The organism is Pleurocapsa sp. PCC 7319 (assembly GCF_000332195.1).
GTDB lineage: Bacteria > Cyanobacteriota > Cyanobacteriia > Cyanobacteriales > Xenococcaceae > Waterburya.
In genome coordinates, this window is sequence record NZ_KB235922.1 from 2,766,084 (window position 1) to 2,790,784 (window position 24,701).

Annotated in this window: 23 protein-coding genes and 1 pseudogene; 12 read left to right on the plus strand and 12 right to left on the minus strand. The window is 39.8% G+C overall.

The window, feature by feature from the left end:
* Window positions 1-74: 74 nt before the first annotated feature.
* Together PLEUR7319_RS0116470 and PLEUR7319_RS0116475 are read right to left on the minus strand one after the other, a co-directional pair.
* Window positions 75-434, minus strand: a complete 360-nt coding sequence (locus PLEUR7319_RS0116470; RefSeq protein ID WP_019506321.1) for a type II toxin-antitoxin system PemK/MazF family toxin — start codon at window positions 432-434, stop codon at window positions 75-77.
* On the minus strand, window positions 427-651 hold the full coding sequence (locus PLEUR7319_RS0116475) for a hypothetical protein (protein WP_019506322.1): 225 nt from the start codon (window positions 649-651) through the stop codon (window positions 427-429). The genes PLEUR7319_RS0116470 and PLEUR7319_RS0116475 overlap by 8 nt, the downstream gene beginning before the upstream one ends.
* Before the next feature lie 261 nt (window positions 652-912).
* On the opposite strand from PLEUR7319_RS0116475, the gene PLEUR7319_RS0116480 reads away from it, so the two are divergent.
* The 3 genes from PLEUR7319_RS0116480 (at window position 913) to PLEUR7319_RS0116495 (ending at window position 4,664) form a co-directional block, all read left to right on the plus strand.
* A complete protein-coding gene (locus tag PLEUR7319_RS0116480; RefSeq protein ID WP_026102572.1) occupies window positions 913-2,394 on the plus strand; it encodes an alpha-amylase in 1,482 nt (493 codons plus the stop codon).
* Window positions 2,395-2,414: 20 nt separating this feature from the next.
* Window positions 2,415-3,137: a 16S rRNA (uracil(1498)-N(3))-methyltransferase gene (locus tag PLEUR7319_RS0116485; RefSeq protein WP_019506324.1), complete on the plus strand. Its 723-nt coding sequence runs from the start codon at window positions 2,415-2,417 to the stop codon at window positions 3,135-3,137.
* Between the two features lie 573 nt (window positions 3,138-3,710).
* Window positions 3,711-4,664: a Rieske (2Fe-2S) protein gene (locus tag PLEUR7319_RS0116495; RefSeq protein WP_019506326.1), complete on the plus strand. Its 954-nt coding sequence runs from the start codon at window positions 3,711-3,713 to the stop codon at window positions 4,662-4,664.
* Between the two features lie 570 nt (window positions 4,665-5,234).
* On the opposite strand, the gene PLEUR7319_RS0116505 is transcribed toward PLEUR7319_RS0116495, so the two are convergent.
* A complete protein-coding gene (locus PLEUR7319_RS0116505) occupies window positions 5,235-6,602 on the minus strand; it encodes an NAD(P)/FAD-dependent oxidoreductase (RefSeq protein ID WP_019506328.1) in 1,368 nt (455 codons plus the stop codon).
* A 403-nt stretch (window positions 6,603-7,005) separates the two neighbouring features.
* Here PLEUR7319_RS0116505 and PLEUR7319_RS0116510 point away from each other — a divergent pair, with 403 nt between their 5' ends.
* On the plus strand, window positions 7,006-7,557 hold the full coding sequence (locus PLEUR7319_RS0116510; protein WP_019506329.1) for a DUF924 family protein: 552 nt from the start codon (window positions 7,006-7,008) through the stop codon (window positions 7,555-7,557).
* Window positions 7,558-7,689: 132 nt separating this feature from the next.
* Here the strand turns inward: PLEUR7319_RS0116510 and PLEUR7319_RS0116515 are convergent, their stop codons facing one another.
* From PLEUR7319_RS0116515 to cobS, 5 genes are all read right to left on the minus strand, one after another.
* Window positions 7,690-8,649, minus strand: a complete 960-nt coding sequence (locus PLEUR7319_RS0116515) for a class I SAM-dependent methyltransferase (protein WP_019506330.1) — start codon at window positions 8,647-8,649, stop codon at window positions 7,690-7,692.
* Between the two features lie 109 nt (window positions 8,650-8,758).
* Entirely contained in the window at window positions 8,759-9,529 is a 771-nt protein-coding gene (locus tag PLEUR7319_RS0116520; protein ID WP_019506331.1) for an SDR family NAD(P)-dependent oxidoreductase, read from the minus strand.
* 220 nt (window positions 9,530-9,749) lie between these two features.
* Window positions 9,750-12,278, minus strand: a complete 2,529-nt coding sequence (locus tag PLEUR7319_RS0116525; protein WP_026102574.1) for a sigma 54-interacting transcriptional regulator — start codon at window positions 12,276-12,278, stop codon at window positions 9,750-9,752.
* An 84-nt stretch (window positions 12,279-12,362) separates the two neighbouring features.
* Entirely contained in the window at window positions 12,363-12,986 is a 624-nt protein-coding gene (locus PLEUR7319_RS0116530) for a GNAT family N-acetyltransferase (protein WP_019506333.1), read from the minus strand.
* Window positions 12,987-13,775 carry an adenosylcobinamide-GDP ribazoletransferase gene (cobS, locus tag PLEUR7319_RS0116535; RefSeq protein WP_019506334.1) on the minus strand — a complete coding sequence of 263 codons (789 nt, stop codon included), beginning with the start codon at window positions 13,773-13,775 and terminating at the stop codon, window positions 12,987-12,989.
* 140 nt (window positions 13,776-13,915) lie between these two features.
* Here cobS and PLEUR7319_RS0116540 point away from each other — a divergent pair, with 140 nt between their 5' ends.
* The 5 genes from PLEUR7319_RS0116540 (at window position 13,916) to glgB (ending at window position 19,643) form a co-directional block, all read left to right on the plus strand.
* Window positions 13,916-14,362, plus strand: a complete 447-nt coding sequence (locus PLEUR7319_RS0116540) for a hypothetical protein (RefSeq protein WP_026102576.1) — start codon at window positions 13,916-13,918, stop codon at window positions 14,360-14,362.
* A gap of 21 nt (window positions 14,363-14,383) precedes the next feature.
* The gene (gene tgt / locus PLEUR7319_RS0116545) at window positions 14,384-15,508 is read left to right on the plus strand and encodes a tRNA guanosine(34) transglycosylase Tgt (protein ID WP_019506336.1); all 1,125 of its coding nucleotides are present in this window, start codon (window positions 14,384-14,386) and stop codon (window positions 15,506-15,508) included.
* A gap of 211 nt (window positions 15,509-15,719) precedes the next feature.
* On the plus strand, window positions 15,720-16,523 hold the full coding sequence (locus PLEUR7319_RS0116550; RefSeq protein WP_019506337.1) for a class I SAM-dependent methyltransferase: 804 nt from the start codon (window positions 15,720-15,722) through the stop codon (window positions 16,521-16,523).
* Between the two features lie 247 nt (window positions 16,524-16,770).
* Entirely contained in the window at window positions 16,771-17,478 is a 708-nt protein-coding gene (locus PLEUR7319_RS0116555; RefSeq protein WP_019506338.1) for a hypothetical protein, read from the plus strand.
* A 227-nt stretch (window positions 17,479-17,705) separates the two neighbouring features.
* Window positions 17,706-19,643 carry a 1,4-alpha-glucan branching protein GlgB gene (gene glgB / locus PLEUR7319_RS0116560; RefSeq protein ID WP_019506339.1) on the plus strand — a complete coding sequence of 646 codons (1,938 nt, stop codon included), beginning with the start codon at window positions 17,706-17,708 and terminating at the stop codon, window positions 19,641-19,643.
* A gap of 126 nt (window positions 19,644-19,769) precedes the next feature.
* Here the strand turns inward: glgB and PLEUR7319_RS0116565 are convergent, their stop codons facing one another.
* The 4 genes and pseudogenes from PLEUR7319_RS0116565 to PLEUR7319_RS0116575 form a co-directional block, all read right to left on the minus strand.
* A complete protein-coding gene (locus PLEUR7319_RS0116565; protein ID WP_019506340.1) occupies window positions 19,770-20,885 on the minus strand; it encodes an alkene reductase in 1,116 nt (371 codons plus the stop codon).
* A gap of 214 nt (window positions 20,886-21,099) precedes the next feature.
* Window positions 21,100-21,837 (minus strand): SDR family oxidoreductase, encoded by a 738-nt coding sequence (locus PLEUR7319_RS0116570; protein WP_019506341.1) that lies wholly within the window; start codon window positions 21,835-21,837, stop codon window positions 21,100-21,102.
* Window positions 21,838-22,051: 214 nt separating this feature from the next.
* Window positions 22,052-22,210 (minus strand): annotated as a pseudogene (locus tag PLEUR7319_RS43535) (hypothetical protein); the annotation flags it as partial.
* Window positions 22,211-22,338: 128 nt separating this feature from the next.
* Window positions 22,339-22,683, minus strand: a complete 345-nt coding sequence (locus tag PLEUR7319_RS0116575) for a hypothetical protein (protein ID WP_019506342.1) — start codon at window positions 22,681-22,683, stop codon at window positions 22,339-22,341.
* A gap of 49 nt (window positions 22,684-22,732) precedes the next feature.
* Between PLEUR7319_RS0116575 and PLEUR7319_RS0116580 the strand changes: the two genes are divergently transcribed.
* The 3 genes from PLEUR7319_RS0116580 to ispG all read left to right on the plus strand — a co-directional run bounded on the left by PLEUR7319_RS0116580 (window position 22,733) and on the right by ispG (window position 24,616).
* On the plus strand, window positions 22,733-23,032 hold the full coding sequence (locus tag PLEUR7319_RS0116580) for a DUF6439 family protein (RefSeq protein ID WP_019506343.1): 300 nt from the start codon (window positions 22,733-22,735) through the stop codon (window positions 23,030-23,032).
* A gap of 28 nt (window positions 23,033-23,060) precedes the next feature.
* Window positions 23,061-23,309 carry a hypothetical protein gene (locus PLEUR7319_RS0116585; protein WP_019506344.1) on the plus strand — a complete coding sequence of 83 codons (249 nt, stop codon included), beginning with the start codon at window positions 23,061-23,063 and terminating at the stop codon, window positions 23,307-23,309.
* Window positions 23,310-23,398: 89 nt separating this feature from the next.
* Window positions 23,399-24,616, plus strand: a complete 1,218-nt coding sequence (ispG, locus tag PLEUR7319_RS0116590) for a (E)-4-hydroxy-3-methylbut-2-enyl-diphosphate synthase (protein WP_019506345.1) — start codon at window positions 23,399-23,401, stop codon at window positions 24,614-24,616.
* Window positions 24,617-24,701: the final 85 nt, after the last annotated feature.

Below are 24,701 nucleotides of genomic sequence, written 5' to 3' on the forward strand. Positions count from 1 at the left end.
TTGTAAACTGAGCTATGGTCAAGTTTAAGACTCAAGCACCCCTGAGCTCAAGATAGCTTAACTTAAAGATTTGACTAGCTTAGGTTAAATCCTAATTGAATATCAACTGCCTTTTTTATGTCTTTCCAATAAGTCTTTTCAATTTCACCTACTTTTGTTTTGATTCGAGAGACATCCACTGCTCTAATTTGGCTTAAATGTAATCCTCTTTCTTGATCTAAGCCATTTAAATTGCTAGGTAGAACATTGACCACAAATGGGTAGTTTTTGGGTGCAAGAAAGGGAACAACAATTGTCAAAGAACTCTGTTTGTTACCAAAGTCGTTTTGCATGATTAGGCAAGCTCTAGTTTTCTTCGCTTCTGTTCCCCTAGTTGGGTCTAATTCAACCCAATAGATGTCTCCGCGTCGATAGGTTAATTGTCCGCTAGGCATTTAACCCATCTCCTACTACACAATCCCAAGCGGCAATTTCTTGCTGAAATTCAGGGTCATTTTCCTGATCTATATAAGCTTTTTCTAACTCAGCCTCAAATTCTTTTTGTTTTAACTGTGAGAGTAATTCACTAATAAACTTGCTACGGTTGTTAGTTCTCTGATCAATAAACTCAATTAGACTCTCATCTAAACTTATAGTTATCTTAGCAGCCATGATTTAAGAAATATTAGTATGATTCTTTTATCATACTTTGTTCGTAGATATGCCAATAATAGGGTGCATATTCTTATTCCTAACTCAAAGTCATATTTATCTTAGATAACGTTTTTGTGAAAGAGAAGAAAATCTTTGATCTAAAAGAATATAGAATTTTACAAACAACAACCAAGCAAATTAATCTATAGTTTTACTGTTTCTTGGCTATGGGATTGATAGCATTCTTACAGCAAAAGAGTAATAGGAGTTGCGATGGCTATGTCTCAGGTAAACGGTGTGATGATGCAATATTTCCATTGGTATATTCCTCCTGATGGAACTTTGTGGACAGAAGTAACTACTATAGCCAAAGACCTAGCTAAAGTAGGTATAACTGCGTTGTGGCTACCTCCAGCCTATAAAGGCAGTGGCGGAGGCTATGATGTTGGTTATGGTGTGTATGACTTATTTGATTTAGGAGAGTTTGAACAAAAAGGTTCAACTCGAACGAAATACGGTACTAAGCAAGAATATTTACAAGCAATCAAAGCAACACAGAAAGCTGGACTACAAGTTTATGCTGATGTGGTTTTAAATCATCGTAATGGTGGAGATGAAATGGAAAAGGTTCAAGCTGTACCTGTAGCCTGGGATAATCGCAATCATGAACTTGGCGGCTATCGAGAAATAGAAGTTTACACCAAATACACTTTTCCTGGTCGTGGAGATAAGTATTCTAGCTTTAAATGGAATGCGAAGCATTTTGATTCTATTAATCACAATGCCTACGACTGGAATGACCATAACATATACCGTATTCATGATAAAAACTTTGAAACTGATGTTGACCCTAGACACGGTAATTATGACTTTTTAATGGCTTGTGACCTTGACATGCGCAGCCAAGAAGTTCGTGATGAGTTAAGGGATTGGGCTAAATGGTATTTCGAGACTACGGGAATAGATGGTATTCGCATTGATGCTGTTAAGCATATTAGCTTTCTCTTTTTTAATGGCTGGTTAGATTATGTGCGAGAACTCCCTACTACTGATCGGAATATGTTTGCTGTGGGTGAATATTGGTCAGATGATATCGAGGCCTTACACCGTTATATTACGAATACTGAAGGTAGAATGTCTTTGTTTGATGTGCCACTGCACTATAACTTTCATCGTGCTAGCAAAAGTGGCGAACACTATGATTTAAGGCAAATCTTTGACAATACTTTAGTACAGCAGCAGCCTAGCTTAGCAGTAACTTTTGTCGAGAACCATGATTCTCAACCGTTGCAAGCTCTAGAATCTCCTGTAGAGCCTTGGTTCAAACCTTTAGCTTATGCCTTGATTTTATTGAGACGAGCAGGCTATCCTTGTATCTTTTACGGAGATTATTTTGGCGCACAATATAAAGATAAAGGCAGAGATGGTCAAGAATATGAAATTTGGCTCAATGATCATCATTGGATCATAGATAAATTACTTTATGTTCGCAAAAATTATGCTTATGGCGAGCAGTACGATTATTTTGATGACGCCAATCTCATTGGCTGGACTAGATTAGGAGATGCGGAACATCCTCAGGCGATCGCTGTAGTTCTCAGTAATGGCTGGGGAGGCAGTAAATGGATGGAAGTAGGTAAACCCAATACTACTTTCTACGACATCACTGAACATATACCCGATCAAGTGACTACCAATGAATATGGATGGGGAGAGTTTAGCTGTAAAGGTGGCTCGATGTCTATTTGGGTTTCTAAATAATGGACAATTAATATAATCAATTGACTTACCGTTTAGTTATTGCACCAGAACAAATACAGAAGCAGCAGATTATTCTGGATGCTCAACAACGGCACTATTTATTGCGGGTATTGCGGTTGGTTAATGGCGATCGCTTTATCGCGATGGATGGTGTTGGTAATTCCTGGATGGCTGAAATTGTTGAGCAGTCAGCACAGATTATTGAATCAGTAGATGTAGGGACAGAATTGCCTGTAGTTCTTACCCTGATTACCGCTTTACCTAAGGGAAGTGGTTATGAGCAAATAGTGCGCTGTTGTACGGAGCTAGGAGTTAGTAATTTTGTTCCTGTAATTAGCGATCGCACAATCATCAAACCTAGTTCTAATAAAGTTCAACGCTGGCGGAAGATTGCTACCGAAGCAGCCGAACAGTCGGAAAGACAGATTGTACCGATAATTTCTGAGCCACAAAAGTTTACCTTGGCTATTGGTAATTCAAAATCTACTCAAGATAAATATATCTGCGTCGCACGAGGAAATATTCCGACTCTCTGGAATTGCTTAAAGACCAAAGAACATCAAGAAATAGTCATTGCCACAGGATGCGAAGGGGGGTGGACAGAAACAGAAGTTGCAGCGGCGATCGCTTTTGGTTATCAACCTGTTTCTCTAGGAAATCGTATCCTCCGTGCCGTCACTGCACCAATAGTCGCGAGTTCCTTAGTTACAGCAATCTTGGAATCACCTAGGGAAAAGACTTGAAAGCTTAGCGAAAAAAATAATTGTTTGATTTTTTTGCTTGTTGTCTATCAATCAAGTATTACTCATTACTTATTACCTTAAAAAGCTTTAAGCTCTAAGCCTTAAGCTTTAAGCTCTAAAGTTTACGCTTGGTAAACGGCTAACAGTGAGACAGTTCGTTGGCGGTGAAGCAGGGCGTTGGCGGGGTTCCCCCGCTTGAAGCCACTGCTGAACCCTTTAGGGGGTACGATGCGGCCATACGCCTGGCCTTTGTCCCGCTTGAAGGAACTGTCGCCCTAAAGGATACCGCTTCGCATAAGGGCGGGGGTTTCCCCCATGAACAACTTCATCAAGAAGAAACTGTCGTTGGCGGAGCCTTCTCGAAGAGTACCCGAAGGGCTTATAGCTATCGGGTTTAATGCCCCCAGCAAACGAAGTTTGGTGGTCTACAATTAGGAGAGGTTAAAGCCTCTTCTAATTGGCTATAAGCTTACAGCTTACAGCTTATAGCTGCGGCTCTGCCGCTTTACTTATTACTTACGAGCAATCAAATAAACTTGTCCTAACACAACTTTGTACGGCTATAAAAGAAACATGCATCCTGTTTTACCCGGAGCTCCTTGGTTAATTGCTCACAAGTCAATGTTGAGCGTGAATCGACCCCACAAAATTACGCTAAATGGGCGAGACTACGTCTTATGGAAGAACTCAAAAGGAGAAGTTTTTGCCCTTGATAACACTTGTCCCCATATGCAAGCACCTCTCTCAGAAGGTTGGGTGTGTGCAGAGCGCAATACGATAACTTGTCCCTTTCATGCACTAGAATTCGACGGAGAAGGAAGACTTTACCGAGATAGGAAGCCTTCTGCTGAAGCTCTAGCTCATTCTTTAGAACTCAACTTGGTGGGGGATTGTGTTTGGACTTATGGTGGATGTGAGTCTAGATTACCCATTCCTGACGTGATTGAGAGAAGATCTCAGGGATTTCGTTTTGTGGGAATGACTGGACACCAAAGCGTTTGGGGAGATTTTTTGAGTAACCTTTTAATTAGTTATGACTACAATCACTTTAAAGGAACTCATCGCGAGTTATTTAAGATTCAAGCCATTGAGATTCACAATTATGAAGCAAATGATTACAAAATCAAGCTAGACCAAAAAATTATTAGACAAAGAAATTCATCTCAAGAGCTATTAATCAATCCGCTTTTGGGAATCTTCCCCCAGATTTACTTAAATCGGTTTGAATATTCTTTTCCCTCGTTAGTTACCTTAATAGGGGAATTTCCCGTCGGTAAAGTTTTGCAGGTTCTTGTTATCTATCCAGAAACCGAAAATCGAACCAAAACCTTTACCTTAGTATATGCTCAGTCGAATCCTATATTGCTCGCTGTGTTGAAGAAGTTTCTGTTGCGCTCAGTAGCCGAGCTAGTTAGGCAGGATATCGTTGCGGTAGAGAATCTATATCCGAGACAACCACCTAAAATCAAATTGCCTGATGAAGAGATTATGTTTTATGCTGAGAAGCTCTACCGAAATTGGAGATGATCAAACTAGATGTGCCATTTCTGCGAGATCGTGGGAACAAACCTGCTTTAACTTATCTAGGATGCTTATAAAATGCGATCGCCGAAGGTCCTTAACTAAGGAAAAAAACTTTCTGACTCAACCCTGTTGAACACCTTTGGGAAGCTATTCGCGAAAACTATTTCTACAACGAAGTATTTGATTCCCTGGAGAAAGTCATCGATACCCTCTGTGAAGGTCTCAACTTTTTCAATTCCGTTCCTGAACAGCTTAAATCCATGACTTACTTTCCCCATCTGAGAATTACGTTTTAGAATGCAAATTGGTATAAGTCCTGTTTATAGACAACACTTTAAATTTAGGGCAAGTTATAAAGCACTTAGGCTTTGTGACTTAAAACCAATTAATCATAAGGAAATTAATTAGAATGACTGGCGTTGCTGAATCGAAGTGTGATTTTATGATTTTCGCTTCTTGAGCAAATCAATCAAAATGCTAATAGCAGATTACTTTTCGGTTTCACATTGTGCCCTTGTAGTATACTTCAAATCAGCAACGCCGAATGACTATATTCACAAGTATCCCTAAGAGCTAAACAGATACTGGTTCTTGAGGTTTAGTTGCAGTTTTATCTGACCGCTCGGGCGGTTCTATTTCTAACTGTAAAGAAGATTTTTCCGTAATCAGGCGCGCTCCTCTGCCCAAAGTAATATAATTCCAAGCCCACTGAATCATCACTATCAGTTTGTTATCAAATTCAATTAGATAGTAGATGTGAGCAAAAACCCAAATTATCCAGGCGATAAAACCAGAAAATCTGCCAATGTTAAGGTTGGCTACGGCTTTATTTTGTCCAATTACTGCCATGCTGCCAAAATCTTGATATGCAAATGGCGCCATAGTTTTTCCTTCGGCTCGTTGCATAATTAACTTAGCTACGTATTCCCCTTCTTTCATGGCTACAGGGGCAACACCAGGTAGGGGGCGATCGCCCTGATGAGCAAAGTTAGCTAAATCTCCAATGACAAAAATATCAGAGTAATTTTTGAGACTTAGGTCTGGTTCTACCATGACTCTACCGGCTCGATCTAATTCAGCTCCAGTGCGATCGGCTAAGACCTTACCCATAAAGGAAGCTTTTACCCCCGCAGCCCAAAGAATAGTGTGAGCATTAATGGTTTTAGTTTCTTCACCTTGACGAAAAGTAACAGAATTATCGGCGATATTAGTTACTAAAGTCTTAGTTTGTACCTCTACACCAAGCTTTTCTAATGCTTTTTGTGCTTGTGCCGATGATTCTTCGGGATAGGGAGGCAAAATTCGCTCCATTCCCTCAAATAATAAGACTTTAGCCTGAGTAGTATCGATATCACGGAAATCATCCTTAACTGATTGATGACAAATTTCTGCGATCGCACCTGCTAGTTCTACTCCAGTAGGACCACCCCCTACAACGACAAAATTGAGAAGAGCTTGGCGCTTTTCGGGATCGGGTTCCTTTTCTGCTGCCTCAAATGCCATAAAGATCCGACGACGCATTTCTAAGGCATCTTCCACAGTTTTCAAACCAGGGGCATCATCTTGCCAATGTTCGTTACCAAAATAGTGATGACTTACCCCCGTTGCCACAATTAAAGCATCGTAGTCTAATGCATCTCTATCTTCTAGGAAAACTTTCTTTGCTTCAGGATCGATGTCTATTACCTTATCCAACAACACCTTTGTATTTTTGTGTTTACTTAAAACCACCCGCAAAGGAGAAGCGATATCGGCAGGGGACAATGTGCCAGTGGCTACTTGATAGAGCAGAGGTTGAAATAAGTGAAAGTTACGTTTATCTATCAAAGTAACTTTCACTGGAGCATCTTTAAGAGATTTAGCTGCATAAAGTCCGCCAAAACCACCACCGACGATAACTATGTGAGGAACTGATGTCTGCTTAGTTTGAGTGCTGTTCATAGTTTAATAATTAGGAGCTAAGTATGATAAATGGCGTTCTTAATAAAAATAAATTTGCTTGAATATCGAGAACTTCTAGGATGGAAAATTAATTTGCCAGCAATTATATACTAATACTAACTTTAGTTAACTATTGTAAACTAAGTATTACCTTAAAAGTATCAATACATTTGTATTTTATCGGTTCAATATTTTATTAATAACCCCTAATTTTTAATACTGATGTAGCAAGCAAAACAAAATTTAGATAGATATTTTTAATCACTCTAATCAGAGTAAGTAATCACTCAATTTATAGCTATTGTTTCAGTAGACAAAGTCATATTTGCCAGTGGAAAATAAACTTTAGGCAACAGATTAATAACCAAAAAATTTGTCATGAATTGCTTATAGGTACAAAGTGATGAATAAATCTAGTAATCCTGATGATATCTTGAGTTTTTGGTTTTCCGAGAAAGTAAAACCCTTGTGGTTCAAGAAAGATACTGAATTTGATCGAGAAATAAAACAGCGTTTTTTTGATACCTATCAACTAGCTAAAGCAGGAAAATTAGATGATTGGCGTAGCAATCCCGAAAGTATTTTGGCTTTGATTATTTTATTAGATCAATTTCCCCGTAATATGTTTCGCAGTAGTCCTCAAGCTTTTGCAACAGATCGGCAAGCAGTTGAGTTAACTCAATATGCTTTAGAAAAAAAATATGAACAAGAGCTATCCACGGAAAAAAAAGTATTTCTCTATATGCCTTTGATGCACAGTGAAAATCCAGAAAACCAGACTAAATGTGTGGAACTGTTCGCTAATTTGGAAAAGGAGGATAATCTCAAATTCGCCATTAAACACCAAAAAATTGTTACTCGCTTTGGACGATTTCCTCATCGCAACAAAATATTAGGGAGAGAATCAACTCCAGCAGAACAAGAATTTTTAACTCAACCAGGTTCAAGTTTTTAGCCATGTCTTAAAACTTGAACTCCTAATTACGAACTTCGTTGCGTTGTCGTCAGCCTTGCTTTTAGGCTAGCTTAATTCTTACGAGAAGCTGCTCTGCTAGCGTCTACGCGTAGCGAGTACTCCGAACTCAAGTTAATTAGGTTTAATCCCGATAATGGTTCGATGGCGGGGATCGCTGGCGACAGTTGTTTGATAATCAAAACCTGCTTCTTGGATCGCAGCTTCTACATCAAAAGTATAATAATCATCGCTCCATGGTTCGGTACTTTTCATTAAAGTAAACAATACAGGCGGTAAACCCTGAATTACGGGAGAAGCGGGATTATTATCGACAATACCGATTACTCCTCCAGGCTTAAGAATACGGAATACCTCCCGAAAGATTTGTTTTGTTGCTTGACGTGGCAACTCATGAATGACAAATTGCAGAGTTACTAAATCTAGTGAGTTATCCGCTAACCCTGTCGATTCTCCTAAGCCATGAAGCCATTGAGAAATTTCCTGTTGGGTATCAGTTGTTTGGGCTACTGCCAACATATAGGGAGATAAGTCTAAACCGATCGCATTAATAGCACTATCTTGTTTCTGGGAAAAATAACGGTGTAAAGCCAAAGTAGAAACTCCCACCGAGCAACCTAAATCAAGGATATCGGTAACTCTTGTAGGGGTATATTGTTCCAATATCTGATAGCAACTATGACGTAGCCTTTGTTGTGCTTCCTGCCAACTAAGATTTTCGTTTTTCCAGACCCGTAAGCCCATCGAGTAAGTTGCTGAAGCTGCTTCAAAAGCGGCTTGCCAACAGAGATTTCCCCGATCATAAGCATGAAAAGGCACTTGATAGTATTCGGGATAAACTAGGTCGGGATTTGTCAGAGTAGCTAATAAGCTTTTTGCTCCAGATTGTTCTAGTTCTTGATAATTCTTGCGCCAGGGAATTCCGTTTTTTTCGGCAGTTTTAATTAATACTTGCCGCGCCTGACTTTGCATAATGCCATATATTGGTTTGATTTGAATCAACAGGTTAACGAAGCGAGACAGTAGATCCTCTCCAGCCCAATCTGGTTTTATTTTATTAGTCGAAGATGTCACAGTAGTTTGAAATTATTAAAGATGTGCTGACTTTTAGATCTAGTTTATAGTCTTGGGCGCGTTTTCATGCATGGTATCGATTAGATTGAAAGTGAATGCACTAATCTTATTAAGTAAGATTTAGTCCGCCATCAGCAATTACAATCTCACCTGTCACATAGCTATTAGCAATCAGCATAGATGCTATCTGAGCGATTTCGTATGGTTGCGCTCCCCGACCCATAGGCGATCGCTCTTGCCAAAGTTTTTGTGCTTCTGTCCAGTTCTCACTCATAGGAGTATCTACAAGACCAGGAGCGATCGCATTAACGCGAATAGATGGTGCTAGACTTACAGCCAGCAGCTTAGTTATATGGTTAAGAGATGCCTTAGTAACTGAATAAGGAATTGAGGCTCCCTTGGGACGAACTCCGGCATGAGAAGTAATATTGATAATGCAACTAGAATATTCCTGACAAGATGACTGACGCAAAGCGTTTTCCGCCTCGGAAATTAGTGTCCAAGGTGCAATTACATTAACTTCGTATAAATTTCGCCAGATCTCAGCGGAAGCCTCTTTCAGAGCAGAATGGGGAATTACAGCACTAATGCCAGCATTATTTACCAATACGTCCAAACGACCGTGGTGAGATAATACATCCGCAACCAAACGACGGGCTTGCTTCTGATCGGCAAGATCGGCTTGGGTATAAGATGCATCAGGATGAGACTGTGCTAGCGTCCTGCCAACTACTATTGATGATTTGGAATGAAAAGCGATCGTAAAGCCATCTGCTGCCAGTCGCTCGGCGATCGCCAATCCAATCCCAGATGTTGAACCTGTGATCAAAGCAACTCTCTTTTCGTTACCATTTTCGTTTTCAATTTGCTTAATGTTCATATCTCTTTTTGAGTTCTACGAACTGAGACTACAACAAAGAAAGTAACAACTTAATCACGAAAAAAAATCTATTGCTCGGTCTATCGCATGTTGAAGACCATTAGAGTGTATCCAACCAACAAAAGCTGCATATTCACATTTTCCTTAATTGTTGGCAATGAAACTTAAATGATGAACATAATTTTTGATTAAATTATTTATTAGCCTTTGCTTCTCTAGATTAGAATCCAACAATAATTTCCCACATTCCTATAGCCAAAGCAATGATAGCCATATGTTGGGGTAAGAGAAATTTAAATTGCTGACGAGCTATCTTTTGAGTTAAGAGGATAGATAATAGTACGCCAAAAATTAGGGAACATCCCTGCAAAAAAGCAATTACCGCGGGGTGGGCAACCAATACCGGTAGACTTGTGCCATCTAAACCAAAGGTTGCCATGGTAACAGGAAGTATTTTGCCTCCTTCCCCTAACCCTAGCTGGAGATAATGAGCTAAGTTCCCTGCCAATACTAGAGGTAAATATCCATAGGCTAATTCAATAAATTGGCGGGGTTTGTATTTAGGGTTTAATTTTCCGATAAGTTGAATAATGCTTTGAGCTAGCAGAGGCAAAACCAAGGGTAAACTCAAAACTACAATAGAAACTAAAGCATGATTGCTAAATTGCTCTAAGTGAAAATCTAAACCAAGACGAGTGGATATTTCGGGTAAATGGTGCAGAAAAACTACATTCAATAGTAGGAATAATAAAGCTACTTCGTAACTGCGGGGAGTGTGAGTTGTCCATAATTCGATCCCCGGAGGACGTAAATTAAATTCTACCGAGCGATGAGGACAGGCTTTGAGACAAGTCATGCACAATACACAATCTCGATTATCAGTTAATTGTGCGGGATGAGAATATAAGGGGCAACCGTTTGTTTCTTGCCCTTCTCCCTTGGCTGCGCCACCTTTGTAACATTGATAGGTAGTACATTCTGCTGAGCAAGTCCCCTGTTGCGCCCTTAATTCCGTCATCGACAGCTTGGCAAATAAGCCATTCATCCCCCCAATCGGACATAGATAACGACACCAAAAGCGACGTTCAAAGATGGCGGAAAAGATCATTGCCCCTGCGGTAATTAGTAACAATAAACACGCCGAAAGATAGGCGGTGTTTTCTAAATCCCAGAGTTCTTCCCAAAGCAAGATTAGAGCAAATAAACCAAATAAAAACCAGCCTCCCCAGAGTTCTGCGGCACTTCTGGGCCATCTTTTTAGCTTTCGGGGAAATAAAATTAGGGAGAGTTTTTGAGTGATTTCGCCATAAATCATAAAGGGACATACCGCACACCAAAGTCTTCCGACAAAGGGAAATCCAATTAATATTAGAGGCCACCACCACGCCCAAAACAGATTAAGAGCAAAGTTTTCTTGACGATTTTGAGGAGCAATAAAGAGAACTAAAACAATAAAAGCAAAAAAGCCGAAAGTAAAGCCATAATTAATCCGGTCTGGAAACCAATCACTGCGTAGAAAATAGCGTAACTTGGGGTATTTATTAAGTAGATTTAAACGATATTGTTTCTTTTTGCTTTGAGACTGCCAAACAATTTCTTCGGTAATGTCATCACAACCTTGCAGTTGAGTTATGGCTCGTTCAATAATATTTTCCAGTTCGCTCAGATTATTGGGAAAATCATAAGCTTGTAATTTTCTTACTGCTTCGGAAGTTATCCTCGTTTTATTGAGACATTTATTACGACCAATTAGATTTAAATAGTAATTTACCTGTTCTTCTAGATCTGCTTTACGAACCCTTAAAGGAGGTACTTTAATCAAGTTATCTACCACTGCATCAATTTGGGGAACAGTTTGCTCAGAAATAAGAATTATTCTTGCCTGAGAAGTTTGTGGTTCAGCAACTTCACCCCCAGGGCGCGTTACAGGGGTATATTGCTTAGTTTCAATTAAAGTTGCGATCGCTGGTAATAATTCAGATGGCAACTGTTGAATATTATTTAAAATTAAGGTACCTTCCCCAAGGCTAGCGATAAATCCTGGTTTACCACCGCTACGACCAAATAATTCTGCTCCACTAGTTTGTAATTTGCCACAATCGACTTTAATAATTGGTTGCCGACGATAGGCTGAACCAAAATGAATCAAAGCTGCTAAATTATCTTTTTCCAACCCAGGCTCACCAAAAAGTAACACTGATTCTCTGGTTTCTGAAGCTTGTTTGATTTGCGATCGCAGTCTAGTTGAATAACGACTTTTGCCAATAACCCCACGTTTGGCTTTACTAACTAGATAAGGTCTTAAGATTTCTTGACGTTCTTGTTCAAATTGTAATTGTGATGATAATTCTTTTATTTCTGCTGCTAACTGTTGAGAAAAAGCTTGAGTGATTTCAGGATATTGTTCAACTATATTTTGAAACTGAGAACTATTAATAAACCAAACTTTAGTTTCACTAATAGTTTTGATCGTATATTGTGTCGGCTGTTCTAAGAGCAAAGCATATAGATTAAGTACGGTTCCCGACAACAAACTACTCTGACGAGATTCCAATTGACTATCACTGGCTAAGGTTCCTGTTTGAATAATATATAAGCCATCAGGTTCGGTATTTTCAGTAATCATGACCTCATTGGCAGCAACTGTTTGCTCCGAGACTAAAGAGGCGATCTCTGATAAAATTTCCGCTGATAAATTACCTAAACAAGTTTTTTGTTGGAGAAAAACCACTATGTCAGAAATATTCATTTTTTAAAAGTGAGGTGCAATAGCAATATTCAACAACGTACCAAAATAATAGGTTCTCAGCTCAAGTCCTAAGAGGAAGTCTGATCATAAATACACTTTACCAATCGGATTTAGTATTAGTTGATACTTAACAATTTGGCGATCAAGTAAATTTCTAACTAAAATATTTTCCAGTAAGCTTTTGTCAGTTAGCATATTGGCAGTCACAACATATTTCTGTTTTAGTTCTAAACCTGTTTTTTCCATTACCCTGATAGATGCTTTATTCTCGCTTAAAGCCCAAGCGACTATCTTATTGATATTCGATTCGGTAAAACTTCTGTTAACTAACGCTTTTGCTAATTCTGTGGCGTAACCTTTTCCCCAACTTTGTTTACGCAGACGATAACCTAATTCCACGGCATCAGATTCTGCAAGATTCAGTTGTTGAAGTAATTTAAAATCTGATTCGGGACGCAAAAATATCCAACCGATGAACTCATTACTTGATTTTTCGATTATTGCCCAAAAACCCAGGTTTTCATCTTTGTCGTAGTAACCCATTGCATAAGGTAAAAAATTTTCGGCGATCGCTTCACGGCTACTGGGAATTCCCCCATTAATAAACCGCATCACTTCAGAATCACTATCTAAAGTGACCAAATTATCTTCGTCATCCTGACAAAGCTGACGCAAAATCAATCTTGAAGTTTCTAAAAAAATATTCATCTAAAATACCGTTAACCAACATAAGATTAAAGCTTCACTCCATTCGACTACTGCTCCATAAGTATCTCCTGTATGTCCTCCTAATTGTCTATAAAACCAATATCCAGTCCCCAAAGCGATCACACTATTACCCAAAACTATTATTCCAACTTGCCACCAATCAAGATATCCTGAAGTCAACCAAAAACCGCCACACCCCAGTAAACCAGACAGACCTAGCAATATATCTTGGGGTAGACGCAGATTTTCTTTATGAAATGAGCCTTTACCTGTTTCTCTAAGATAGGGATAAAATGCGATCGCCATGACTTGTCCCCATCTAGCCCAACCGGCTGCGGAAAGCAAAACTAACCACAGAGGAAGTGACATTTCGCTAATAGTTACTGTTTTTAATAACAAAATAATTACAGCGGCGATCGCTCCAAACGCTCCAGTTGCGCTGTCTTTCATTACTGCTAGTTGACGCTCTTTATCAGTTACTGATAAACCATCGGCTGTATCCATCGCTCCATCTAAATGCAATCCTCCAGTTATCCCAATCCACAACGCCACAATTAAGGCACTGCGGGTCATGATTGGCAACCGACAAAATTGCAGCAGTAAGTTTAATAAAGCCAATAATAATCCGATTAATATTCCTACTATTGGACACCAGCGAGCAATCCGCGACCAATTGCTAGTCCACTTAAGAGACAAAGGGAGTATTGTATAAAAAATCACACTATACCCAAAAGAGGCAATTAAATTACTAATCCACAATCCAAGACGATTGACAGATATTTTGGTCATGTATAAATACGTAATTAAAATTTCATTAAATACTAGGGAAATCTTGGGCTAATATTGTTTCATAAGCTACTTTATTTTTACGCCATATTGCTAACAACCCAAAAATATTGAGCTAGATAATTCGAGAAAATGTACTTCTTATGAGTAAACATCACGGTATGAAGTCTTTACCAGCCCCCTGTATTGTAGATAAGGGAATTGTGATTAACCAAGATGATATTAAACGCTTATTAGCTGATTTATGTCAGGTTTACTACGTTTATACTATAGATAGTCAAGTAAGCAGCGAAGGTCAAGGATTAATTCAAGAAATTTTTAGTGACTCTTGTCAAGCTACTTTAGTCGCCAATAGGAAGCTCTATATAAATATTCACAGTTTTGATTATTTGCAGCTAAGTAAATCCACGGACAATCAGGCTTGCTTTGACCTGATTCAAGATAATCTTCAGCTACGACTCATTCCTGTCTCTCGAATTGCTCAGCCTCAAACTATATCAAGAAATATTGATGCTGAAACTATAGAAGCAATGGTTACAGAGGTTTTGTCTGCTCGTTTAGATGTACAGCTTGATGATGAAGATTTTTAACTTAGGACTAATTAATCAATAGTGGGATTTTCATTTGAATGTCAAGCAGTCTGTAATCATACTAATGCTAGAGCAGGAGTTTTTCATACCCCTCATGGCATCGTCGAGACTCCCAGATTTATGCCTGTCGGTACTCTAGCAACTGTCAAAGGAATCATTCCGCAACAGCTTGAGGCAGCTAAGGCTCAAATGATTCTGGCCAATACTTATCATCTCCATCTACAGCCAGGGGAAGACATTGTCAAAGAGGCTGGGGGATTACATAAATTTATGGCTTGGAATCAGCCTATACTTACTGATTCTGGTGGATTTCAAGTTTTTAGTCTTAGTGAACTTCGTCAGATTACTGATACGGGAGTTACTTTTAAATCTCCTCGTGACGGCAGCATAATCGAACTCACTCCCGAGCGTTCTATTAAGATTCAAAATGCTTTGGGGGCAGATGTAATTATGGCTTTTGATGAATGTCCCCCTGCTGATGCGACTAAAGAACAAGTGGCAGCAGCTACAGATAGAAGTTATCGTTGGCTCAAAAGATGTCTGACAGCCCATCAAGATACTAATCGACAGGCTTTGTTCGGTATCGTTCAGGGGGGAATACACCTCGACTTGCGGACAAAAGCAGTTGAACAGCTAACAGAATTAGACTTACCTGGGTATGCTATCGGTGGCGTAAGCGTGGGGGAAGCCCCAGAATTAATTAATGCCACGGTCAAGCACACTGCTCCTTTATTACCTGCCCATAAACCTCGTTATCTAATGGGTGTCGGAACCTATCGAGAAATGACACAGGCGATCGCCGCCGGTATAGATTTATTCGACTGTGTTATTCCCACTCGCTTTGGTCGTCATGGTACAGCTTTGGTACAAGGTCAAAGAATTAATATCAAAAATGCTCAGTATAAAAGAGACTATCAACCTCTAGATGAAACTTGTCCTTGTTACGCTTGTCAAAACTTCAGTCGAGCCTATCTTAATCACATGGTGCGATCGCAAGAAATGCTGGGCTATATTATGTTATCCCTCCACAATGTTACTGAATTAATTCGTTTTACCCAACAAATCCGATCCTCAATTTTTCAAGGTACTTTTGCTACTGATTTTGCTAGTTGGCTGGCGATTGATTCTTTGGGGAAAGATAATTAACCCATATCCAAGTATTGTCCAATGATGGAGGAATATCTTTTGGTCAAGCTGCGATCGCTATTGCTCAATTGGCTAAAAATTAAGATTCAGTGCGTCTTACTTCCTATTTTGTTCACCAGTATGATGACAATCAACCTAGTAAAACTGTTTGAGTAGGATCTCATCGTTGGGTTATTTATAGAATGTTGAGTGTGCGACAAATTGTAGTTTTGTGGCAACTAATGGAGGAGATGAAATGACACTTTATGACGCGATTGGGAAAACCTACGCTCAAACGAGAAGAAGCGATCCACGTATCGCTGCTAAACTCCTAGAGATTCTGGCACCGTATCATGCATCTACAATTGTAGATATCGGGGCTGGTACTGGTTCATATGCCTTTGCTCTAGCAGAAAATGGGTATCGTATTCTTGCTGTTGAGCCATCAGCAACGATGAGAAGTCAGGCGGCCTCCCATCCTAGCATTCAATGGATCAATGCTTGTGGAGAAAAACTACCCTTGCCCGCTCAAAAAGCTGATGTAGCGATTATTATGTTGGCTTTCCATCATTTTCATAATTATCAAAAAGTCTTGCAAGAAATCCACAGAGTGACAGGTGGCGGACCAGTGGTTATGTTTACTTACGACCCAAAAATGATTTCTAGTTTTTGGTTGACCCAATACTTTCCTTCGTTTATTACAGATGTACAGTCTACATTTTTACCAATTGCAACGTTGACCTCGAAAATTGAATTAATTATTAATGCAGTCGTAAATATAATTCCTTTTCCGTTACCAAATGATTTATCAGACTCATTCGCTGCGGTTGGTTGGTCACGACCAGAGCTTTATCTGGAGGAAAGTATTCGTAATGGAATTTCAACCTTTTCAAAACTGACTGATGATGAATTAGAGCAAGGATTATCGAGCTTATATCAGGATTTAGAGATAGGAGTATGGGACCATAAGTATGGGCATTTACGCCAGCAGAAACAGTATGATGTAGGCTATCGTTTTTTGTACACCACTGCATAACATTATTAGACTCATCGCGATCGCGCCAGTTTGTCTTTGAATGGATTGAAAAGTTGTTTTTACCTGTATTTAAGTCGGAAAAGATCAAATAATTTTTGGCTTCTAGGGAATAAACGCCATTAAAAATAAGAAAGTTTTATATCTAGATTGCTTGACACATATCTTCTCAAAAATTAAATTAGGTTACTATACGTATTAAGAAATGTAAAAAGTCGCTATTAAGTCTACTAATTCAATCAGGTTGCCGATGAAATTACAAAGAGAATTTTTTGATCGTGTGCCCAAAACAGTAATGCCTCGTCCCTATTTCGCGCAAGAAAATGATGTTTTAGGTCAAAGTGGAACGGCTTGGGCTGTGGATGCTGCTATTTATGGTGATAATTGTTATCGCGATCGAGAGAAGGGCTTGCTTGAAATTTATGAAGCTGGCGCAGCGATCAGCTTCTTTAATCTCCTGCCTCAAAAAAATAAATATGAACAAGAAGGACTTTATTTACGGTTGAAATTAGCTTATCGGACGACAGCCAATGCCAACGTCAATATTCGGAATTTTTCAGGAAATCATGTCACTTTACCCAATAGCTTTCATGGAGACATTTACGATGATTCCGAAACTTATTGGCATGTAACTGAAGATCTGACCCTAAATATCAATTCGATTTATTCAGGGGAAAAACTCTGGATTCAGCGAGTTGACTGGGAATGGATGAGTAAAGAAGTGGTTTACGAGGATGAAGTTCAGGAGCAAAATATTTTTCTAACTAGGTCTTTTGAGGAAATTAAAGATTTATATGCTTCTAGAGATATAACTCCCAAGTCTGTAAAAAAATTCTTGATGGAAAAGATTAAAAAAGATGATGATTTTGCCAAGCGTTGTCTAGCTATATTGCGTCAAGATCAATTGATGAGTAAAGACTTAGGCGAACTGTTTGTAGAAAGCGGATTCAAAAATTGATAATTGATAATTAATTATCACAATTCTCAGACTTGTGGGTACATCTTAAATTAACAATGGACAATTGCCATTAGCCATTAGCCATTAGCCATTAGCCATTAGCCAAAATCAGGATTTTAGAGTGTACCTCATAACTATGAGAACCGCTATATTAATCTCGCTCTCCTCGTTGTCGATTGTTTGGTCAGAATTCTGGCAAAGTATCAACCATAATAAATTTTTATAAAATGACAGCAGTTCAACAAACGAATTGGTTAACCGATTTCGATTTTCATTTGTTTGGGGAAGGAAAACACTATAGCATCTACGAAAAACTCGGTGCGCACCTAACTGAAAAAGAAGGGCGATCGGGGGTTTATTTTGCTGTTTGGGCGCCTCATGCTCAGGAAGTTGGGGTAGTGGGAGATTTCAATAACTGGGATACTGGTCGGTGTCCCATGGAGCTTAAGCAGATGGGGATTTGGGAGGTATTCGTTCCTGGTCTGCAATCAGGGGAAAAGTATAAATATGCGCTCAAAAATGCTCAGGGTAATTACTGTTTGAAAACCGATCCCTATGGCTATCAACAGGAGTTGCGTCCAGCTACAGCTTCGATTGTGACAGATTTGTCCTACTCCTGGCAGGACGAATCTTGGCTAGCCAAACGCTCCCAAACCGATCCTCATGAAAGCCCAATTTCCATCTATGAAGTCCATCTTGGTTCTTGGCTGCATTCTAGTATGGAAAACCCGCTTGAAAGCGGTCAAGCTGTATCAGTGCATCACAAGCCTGGTGCGCGCTTTCTAACATATCGAGAATTGGCTGACAAACTCATCCCTTATGTTAAAGACATTGGCTACACTCACATCGAATTGTTACCTATTACTGAGCATCCCTTTGATGGTTCTTGGGGTTATCAAGTAGTTGGTTACTATGCGCCCACTTCTCGTTATGGTACTCCTCAAGATTTTATGTACTTTATTGATCGCTGTCATCAAGAGGGGATCGGGGTGCTGATCGATTGGGTACCTGGGCATTTCCCCAAAGATGCCCATGGTTTGGCTTCATTTGATGGAACTCATCTTTATGAATATGCCGATTGGCGCAAAGGAGAACATAAAGGTTGGGGAACTTTGGTCTTCAATTATGAACGCCATGAAGTCCGTAATTTTCTCATCGCCAGTGCCTTATTCTGGTTGAAAAAATATCATATTGATGGAATTCGAGTTGATGCCGTAGCTTCCATGCTCTATCTGGACTATGAACGACAAGAATGGGTAACTAATACCTACGGTGGTCGAGAAAACTTAGAAGCAGTAGAGTTTCTCCGCCAACTCAATGAAGCAATTTTTCAAGATCACCCTGGTGTTCTTTCCATAGCTGAAGAATCTACCACCTGGGAAAAGGTATCTCATCCCATAGATGTAGGCGGTTTAGGATTTAATTTTAAGTGGAATATGGGCTGGATGAACGATACCTTAAGCTATTTTCAAGTTCACCCCCAAGACCGTTCCAACGTTCATAACAAGCTGACTTTTAGTATTTGGTATGCTTTTAGTGAAAAATTTATGCTTGCACTTTCCCACGATGAGGTAGTTCATGGGAAGGGACATCTGTGGCAAAAAATGTCCGGGGATGATCCACAGAAAATGGCTAATTTGCGTGCGCTTTTTAGCTATATGTTTACTCATCCTGGTAAGAAAACCCTCTTTATGGGTATGGAGTTTGGTCAGACGCGAGAATGGAATGTCAATGCTGACTTAGACTGGTGGTTGCTCGAATCCGAACCCCATCAACAACTGCATCAGCTAGTCAAAGATTGGCATCAAATCTACCATTCTGAACCAGCGCTTTATAGTGATGACTTTAGCAATGAAGGATTTGAGTGGATTGATTGTAATGATATGGCTCGGGGTATGATCACTTATCTGCGTAAGGATAAATATTCCGATGATGTTCTGCTTGTAGTTTGTAATTTCAAGCCCAATGTTTATCAAAATTATTGGTTAGGAGTCAAAGAACCAGGGTCTTATCAGGAACTAATTAATACGGATGATCGCAAGTATGGCGGTAGTGGAATGGTCAATCCCAGCTTGGAAACCAAACAGTGGAACTCATCTCCCTGGCCCCATGCTTTAGAGATTAATGTGCCAGCGCTTTCCGTCATGACCTTTAAAAGAAAGTGAACTACCCATTGCTTCCGCTTGCGATAAGCGTGAGCTTCCTATCCAACAGATTGCCTTGTAGTGTATAGGAAAAGTGAAATCCCACGCATAAATGACGTGGGATGAGCTAAAGCTAATAAATGTGGTTCATGCAGATATCTTAGACTCTTGATAAGTAGGAAAATTGGTATATCCTTCCGCATCAAAAGAATACCAAACAGATTGATCTGCATCGGGATTTAGCTCCCAATTATTCACAAAACGAGCTACTAGATCGGGATTACTAATGTATGGTCTACCAAAGGCAATTAAGTCCGCATCACCGGAAGCGATCGCTTTTTCAGCGTCAGTGCGATCGTAACCACAGTTACCCATCAAAGTACCATCATAGACTTTTTTGATTTCTGCTAGGGTCATTGGTTCTCCTAGTTCATGAAAACCAAATTCTAAACCGTCAATCATATGTAAGTAACCTAGTCCGTACTGATTTAACTGCTGCGCTACGTAGGTAAAGGTTTCTCGGAAGTCAGATGACCCCATATCGTTGAAACTGCCATTAGGGGAAAGTCTGACTCCGATACAATTTGCATCCCAGACAGTGAGAATAGATTCGACAATTTCCTTTAAAAACCGATAGCGATTTTCCAGACTTCCACCATATTTATCTGTACGATGATTGGTCTTGGATTGTAAAAACTCATCAATAAGATAGCCATTAGCACCATGTATTTCTACGCCATCAAAACCAGCTTCTTTGGCATTAGCTGCTGAGGTGCGATAATCTTCGATTACTTGCGATATTTCTTCTGTCTCTAAAGCTCTAGGGGTTTCATGAGGCTTTTTTCCATCAGGTGTATGAGCTTCTGAACCTTCTAATTTAATTGCTGAAGGAGCAACAGGAAGCTGGTTATTTTCTTGAAAGCTACTGTGAGATGCCCTACCTGTATGCCAAAGCTGTAAAAAAATCGGCGTATTTTTAGCGTGTACCGCATCGACAATTGGTTTCCAAGCTTCAGTTTGCTCTGCTGTATAAATTCCAGGAGAATGTAGCCAACCATTTGCCTGTTTAGAAATGGTAGTACCCTCGGTAATAATCAAACCCGCACCTGCCCGTTGAGCATAATATTCTTTCATGAGAGCGTTTGGGATTCTCTCCTTACCCGCACGAGAGCGAGTCAAGGGAGCCATTACAACTCGGTTGTCTAAAGATAAACCATTCTTTTCAAATGAACTGAGGAGATGGGGGACTTTTGTTATAGTCATAGCATTCGTCACAAGTTAAGGTGGTGTGTTGTTTGTCAATCAGTTTTTAGCTATCAGCTATCGGCTCTTAGCTTTTGAGGTATTTTGAAGCCGACTTTTTTCTTTGGGCGATTGCGCTCCGCCCTAAACAAAGGCTTAAGCCGCATGTACTAGCTCCGCGTCGCGCACTCCTCAAGCTGATCGCCTTGAACAAATGTTTGAGGGTAATTTGTTTTTAAAGTTCTTGCTTGGTGGGACGAATAATCATTTCGTTGACATCTACATCTCCAGGCTGTTCAATGACATAGGTAATGGCACGGGCGATCGCATCGGCATTGATAGCTACGTCATACATTTTGTCTGCGTTTTTTGCTGTCTCGTCGTGAGAGATAGTATTAGTTAATTCAGTATCTACCGCACCTGGAGAGATATTAGTGGAACGAATTTTTCCGTCAGATTCAAGTCTAATTCCCTCAGAGATTGCTTTGACAGCAAATTTTGTCGCACAATAAACTGCACCTCCAGGAAATACTTTGTGTCCTGCTACAGAAGAGATGTTGATTATATGACCCGATTCTTGTTGGAGCATTAGGGGCATTACCGCCGCAATTCCATATAATACTCCTTTGATATTGACATCAATCATTTTTTCCCACTCATCTACCTTAGTTGCTGCTAGGGGAGATAGGGGCATTAATCCTGCGTTGTTAACTAAAACATCAATGCGTCCATAAGCTTCTTTGGTAGCTTCGGCTAAGGCTTCTACTGCCGAGCGCTCTGTAACATCTGTTATCTGATATTTGGCAGTACCGCCTTCTTGCTCAATGTTAGCTACTAATTCCTGAAGACGTTCTTCTCTTCTTGCCGTTAACATCAATTTAGCTCCATTTTTGGCTAATCTACGGGCAGTAGCTTCACCTAAACCACTACTTGCTCCTGTAATGATGACGACTTTGTTTTGTATCTCAGACATAAATTATTCTTGGTTTTATTGGTATGCAACAAGATTTCATCTGGTGGTGCTGAATAACGGATTACCGTCAAGTACCTTCCCTTAGACTAACCGACAGTACCTGGAAAGAATTGGGAATTGCCTCGGAATGTCTAAGTATAACTAGGGCTGACTTATTTTGTAAGTGAGTTTTGGCTAAACCAAGATCCCGAGATTGACGCCAAGCTGACCGTCTAACTCCTTGAGATATAGTACCTTCAATTCCTGCCCTCTGATTATAAGTCTTCAAAAATTTAGGAGTATTTTGAACTTCACGGCGATGGTGAAGCGCAATGTATTCTTGTTTTGTGTGAATAGTTAGCCCACCTAGTTGAGAATTTGCCTCCTGTCTTATAGAGTTTTTGGACTAATCATCCTGCTTGATATTACGTTTGAAGCTCCTGCTGATTACTTTCGCCAACAGTATCATTTAAACTGTCTCCCAGTTTGTTGATTTACAATATGATGTGAGGAGCGACCGCTTCAAGTTGCCCAAATATTTAGAAACCAGCCAATTACAATACCTAGGAAAACAAAGCGCACAACCTGCCAAAAAATATCAGGCAAAAGAACACTTTCTAAGTTCAGCTCAAGTTGATCTAACTCTTGTTGTAGACTACGTAGTTCGGTTTTTAAGGGATTGGGAAGAGATTTATCTTTTTGTTGCTGTTTTAATTCTTGCTGACGCTCCTTTATTTGCGATCGCTTTTCTAGATCCTGCTTAACTTGGGTATAACGCTTCTGCAATTGTTTAAGCGATCGCTCTACATCAAATAAAATTTGTTCTAGATCATTTTCTTTCGTATCGTCAGGTTTAGGGGATGACATCGTTAAAATTAAATATAAAGCAATTTTTAGATCGTCACGATATTAACCTATGTTTGAAGTAACGCCCTTATCGAGCAGCAAAAGTAAAGTTCCCGTGGATCTAACCGATCTAGAACTTGCTCAGGCTTTAGTAGAAAGAAATCTCATTGCTCACCAAGACTGGCATCGGCTGAAAGGAAATCGTAAGGCACAGGCTAAACAACAATTAGCTTCTGCACTAGTATTTTTATTAAAAGATCAACCTCAAGAAGCTTTAGAACGTCTCAATCAGGCTGTGGGATGGCTAGATGGCTCTTTAGCCTCCCCTCCTTGTCCCGATGCTCAACGTAGAAAAGCTAATCAGAAATAACTACATATCAAATACCAATAGCCGAACAATGTCCCAATCACCTGACCAATATCTTTCACCAGAAGAATCTGCAGATGTAGATGCTGCTTTGCTCTCATCTTCCGAGAAGTTTCTCACTCGTTTGACCATCTCTTCCCAAAGACTACTCCAGAAGATTGCTCAAGACTCTCAAGTTTCAGTAGAAGAACTAACTCATCATCAAATTATTCAATGGTTTGAAAACGATAGCAAAATCAAGCGCGAGCAGGGAGACAATGCCGGAACTTTAAAATGGTAAGTTTTTTCTGGGGCTAGACAACATCTAGCCCGTAAAATAGTAAATAAATTTAAATCTAAAATTTTCGCTTTAAGCAATAGTTAGTCCTTATGCAAACTCTGGATACTCCTAATCTTACTAATACGACAGCTTTTGATACTACTATTCACAGAAGAAAAACTCGTGCTGTCAAAGTTGGTGATATAACTATCGGCGGTGGCAATCCTGTGGTAGTGCAGTCGATGATTAATGAAGATACTTTAGATATCGATGGCTCAGTGGCAGCAATTCGGCGTTTGCATGAGATTGGCTGTGAAATTGTGCGGGTGACAGTTCCCAGTATGGCTCATGCCAAAGCTTTGGCAGAAATCAAACAAAAACTAGCTCAGACGTATCAGCCAGTTCCTTTAGTTGCCGATGTCCATCACAATGGGATGAAAATTGCTTTGGAAGTTGCCAAGCACGTTGATAAAGTAAGGATTAATCCAGGATTATATGTTTTTGAAAAACCCAAAAGCGATCGCACTGAATATACTCCGACTGAATTTGCCGAAATTGGCGATAAAATTCGCGAGACTCTGGAACCATTAGTTGTTTCCTTACGTGACCAAGGTAAAGCAATGCGAATCGGGGTCAATCATGGTTCTTTATCTGAAAGAATGCTCTTTACCTATGGAGATACTCCAGAGGGAATGGTAGAGTCAGCACTAGAATTTATCAAAATTTGTGAATCTCTTGATTTTTACAATATCGTTCTTTCGCTCAAGGCTTCTCGCGTCCCTGTAATGCTGGCAGCTTATCGTCTCATGGTACAAAGAATGAACGAATTAGGCATGGAATATCCTTTGCACTTAGGCGTTACCGAAGCTGGAGATGGTGAATACGGCAGAATTAAGTCTACTGCTGGTATCGGTACCTTGTTAGCTCAGGGCATTGGCGATACTATACGTGTCTCATTGACCGAATCTCCTGAAAAAGAAATTCCTGTCTGCTATAGCATTCTCCAGGCTTTGGGACTGCGTAAAACTATGGTGGAATATGTAGCTTGTCCCTCTTGTGGTCGTACTCTCTTTAATTTGGAAGAAGTGCTACACAAAGTCCGTGAAGCTACTAAACATCTGACAGGTTTAGACATTGCCGTTATGGGTTGTATTGTAAATGGTCCTGGAGAAATGGCTGATGCTGACTATGGGTATGTAGGTAAACAACCTGGCTATATTTCTCTTTACCGTGGTCGCGAAGAAATTAAAAAAGTCCCTGAAGACCAGGGGGTTAAAGAATTAATTAATCTAATTAAGGCTGATGATCGTTGGGTAGAACCCGAGTAACTTTAAGATTATTGATCGCTGTAGTATTTTGCCAAAAGCATTTGAAAGTTATTTCGGTAATTTTTTAAAATCACTGATGTTACCC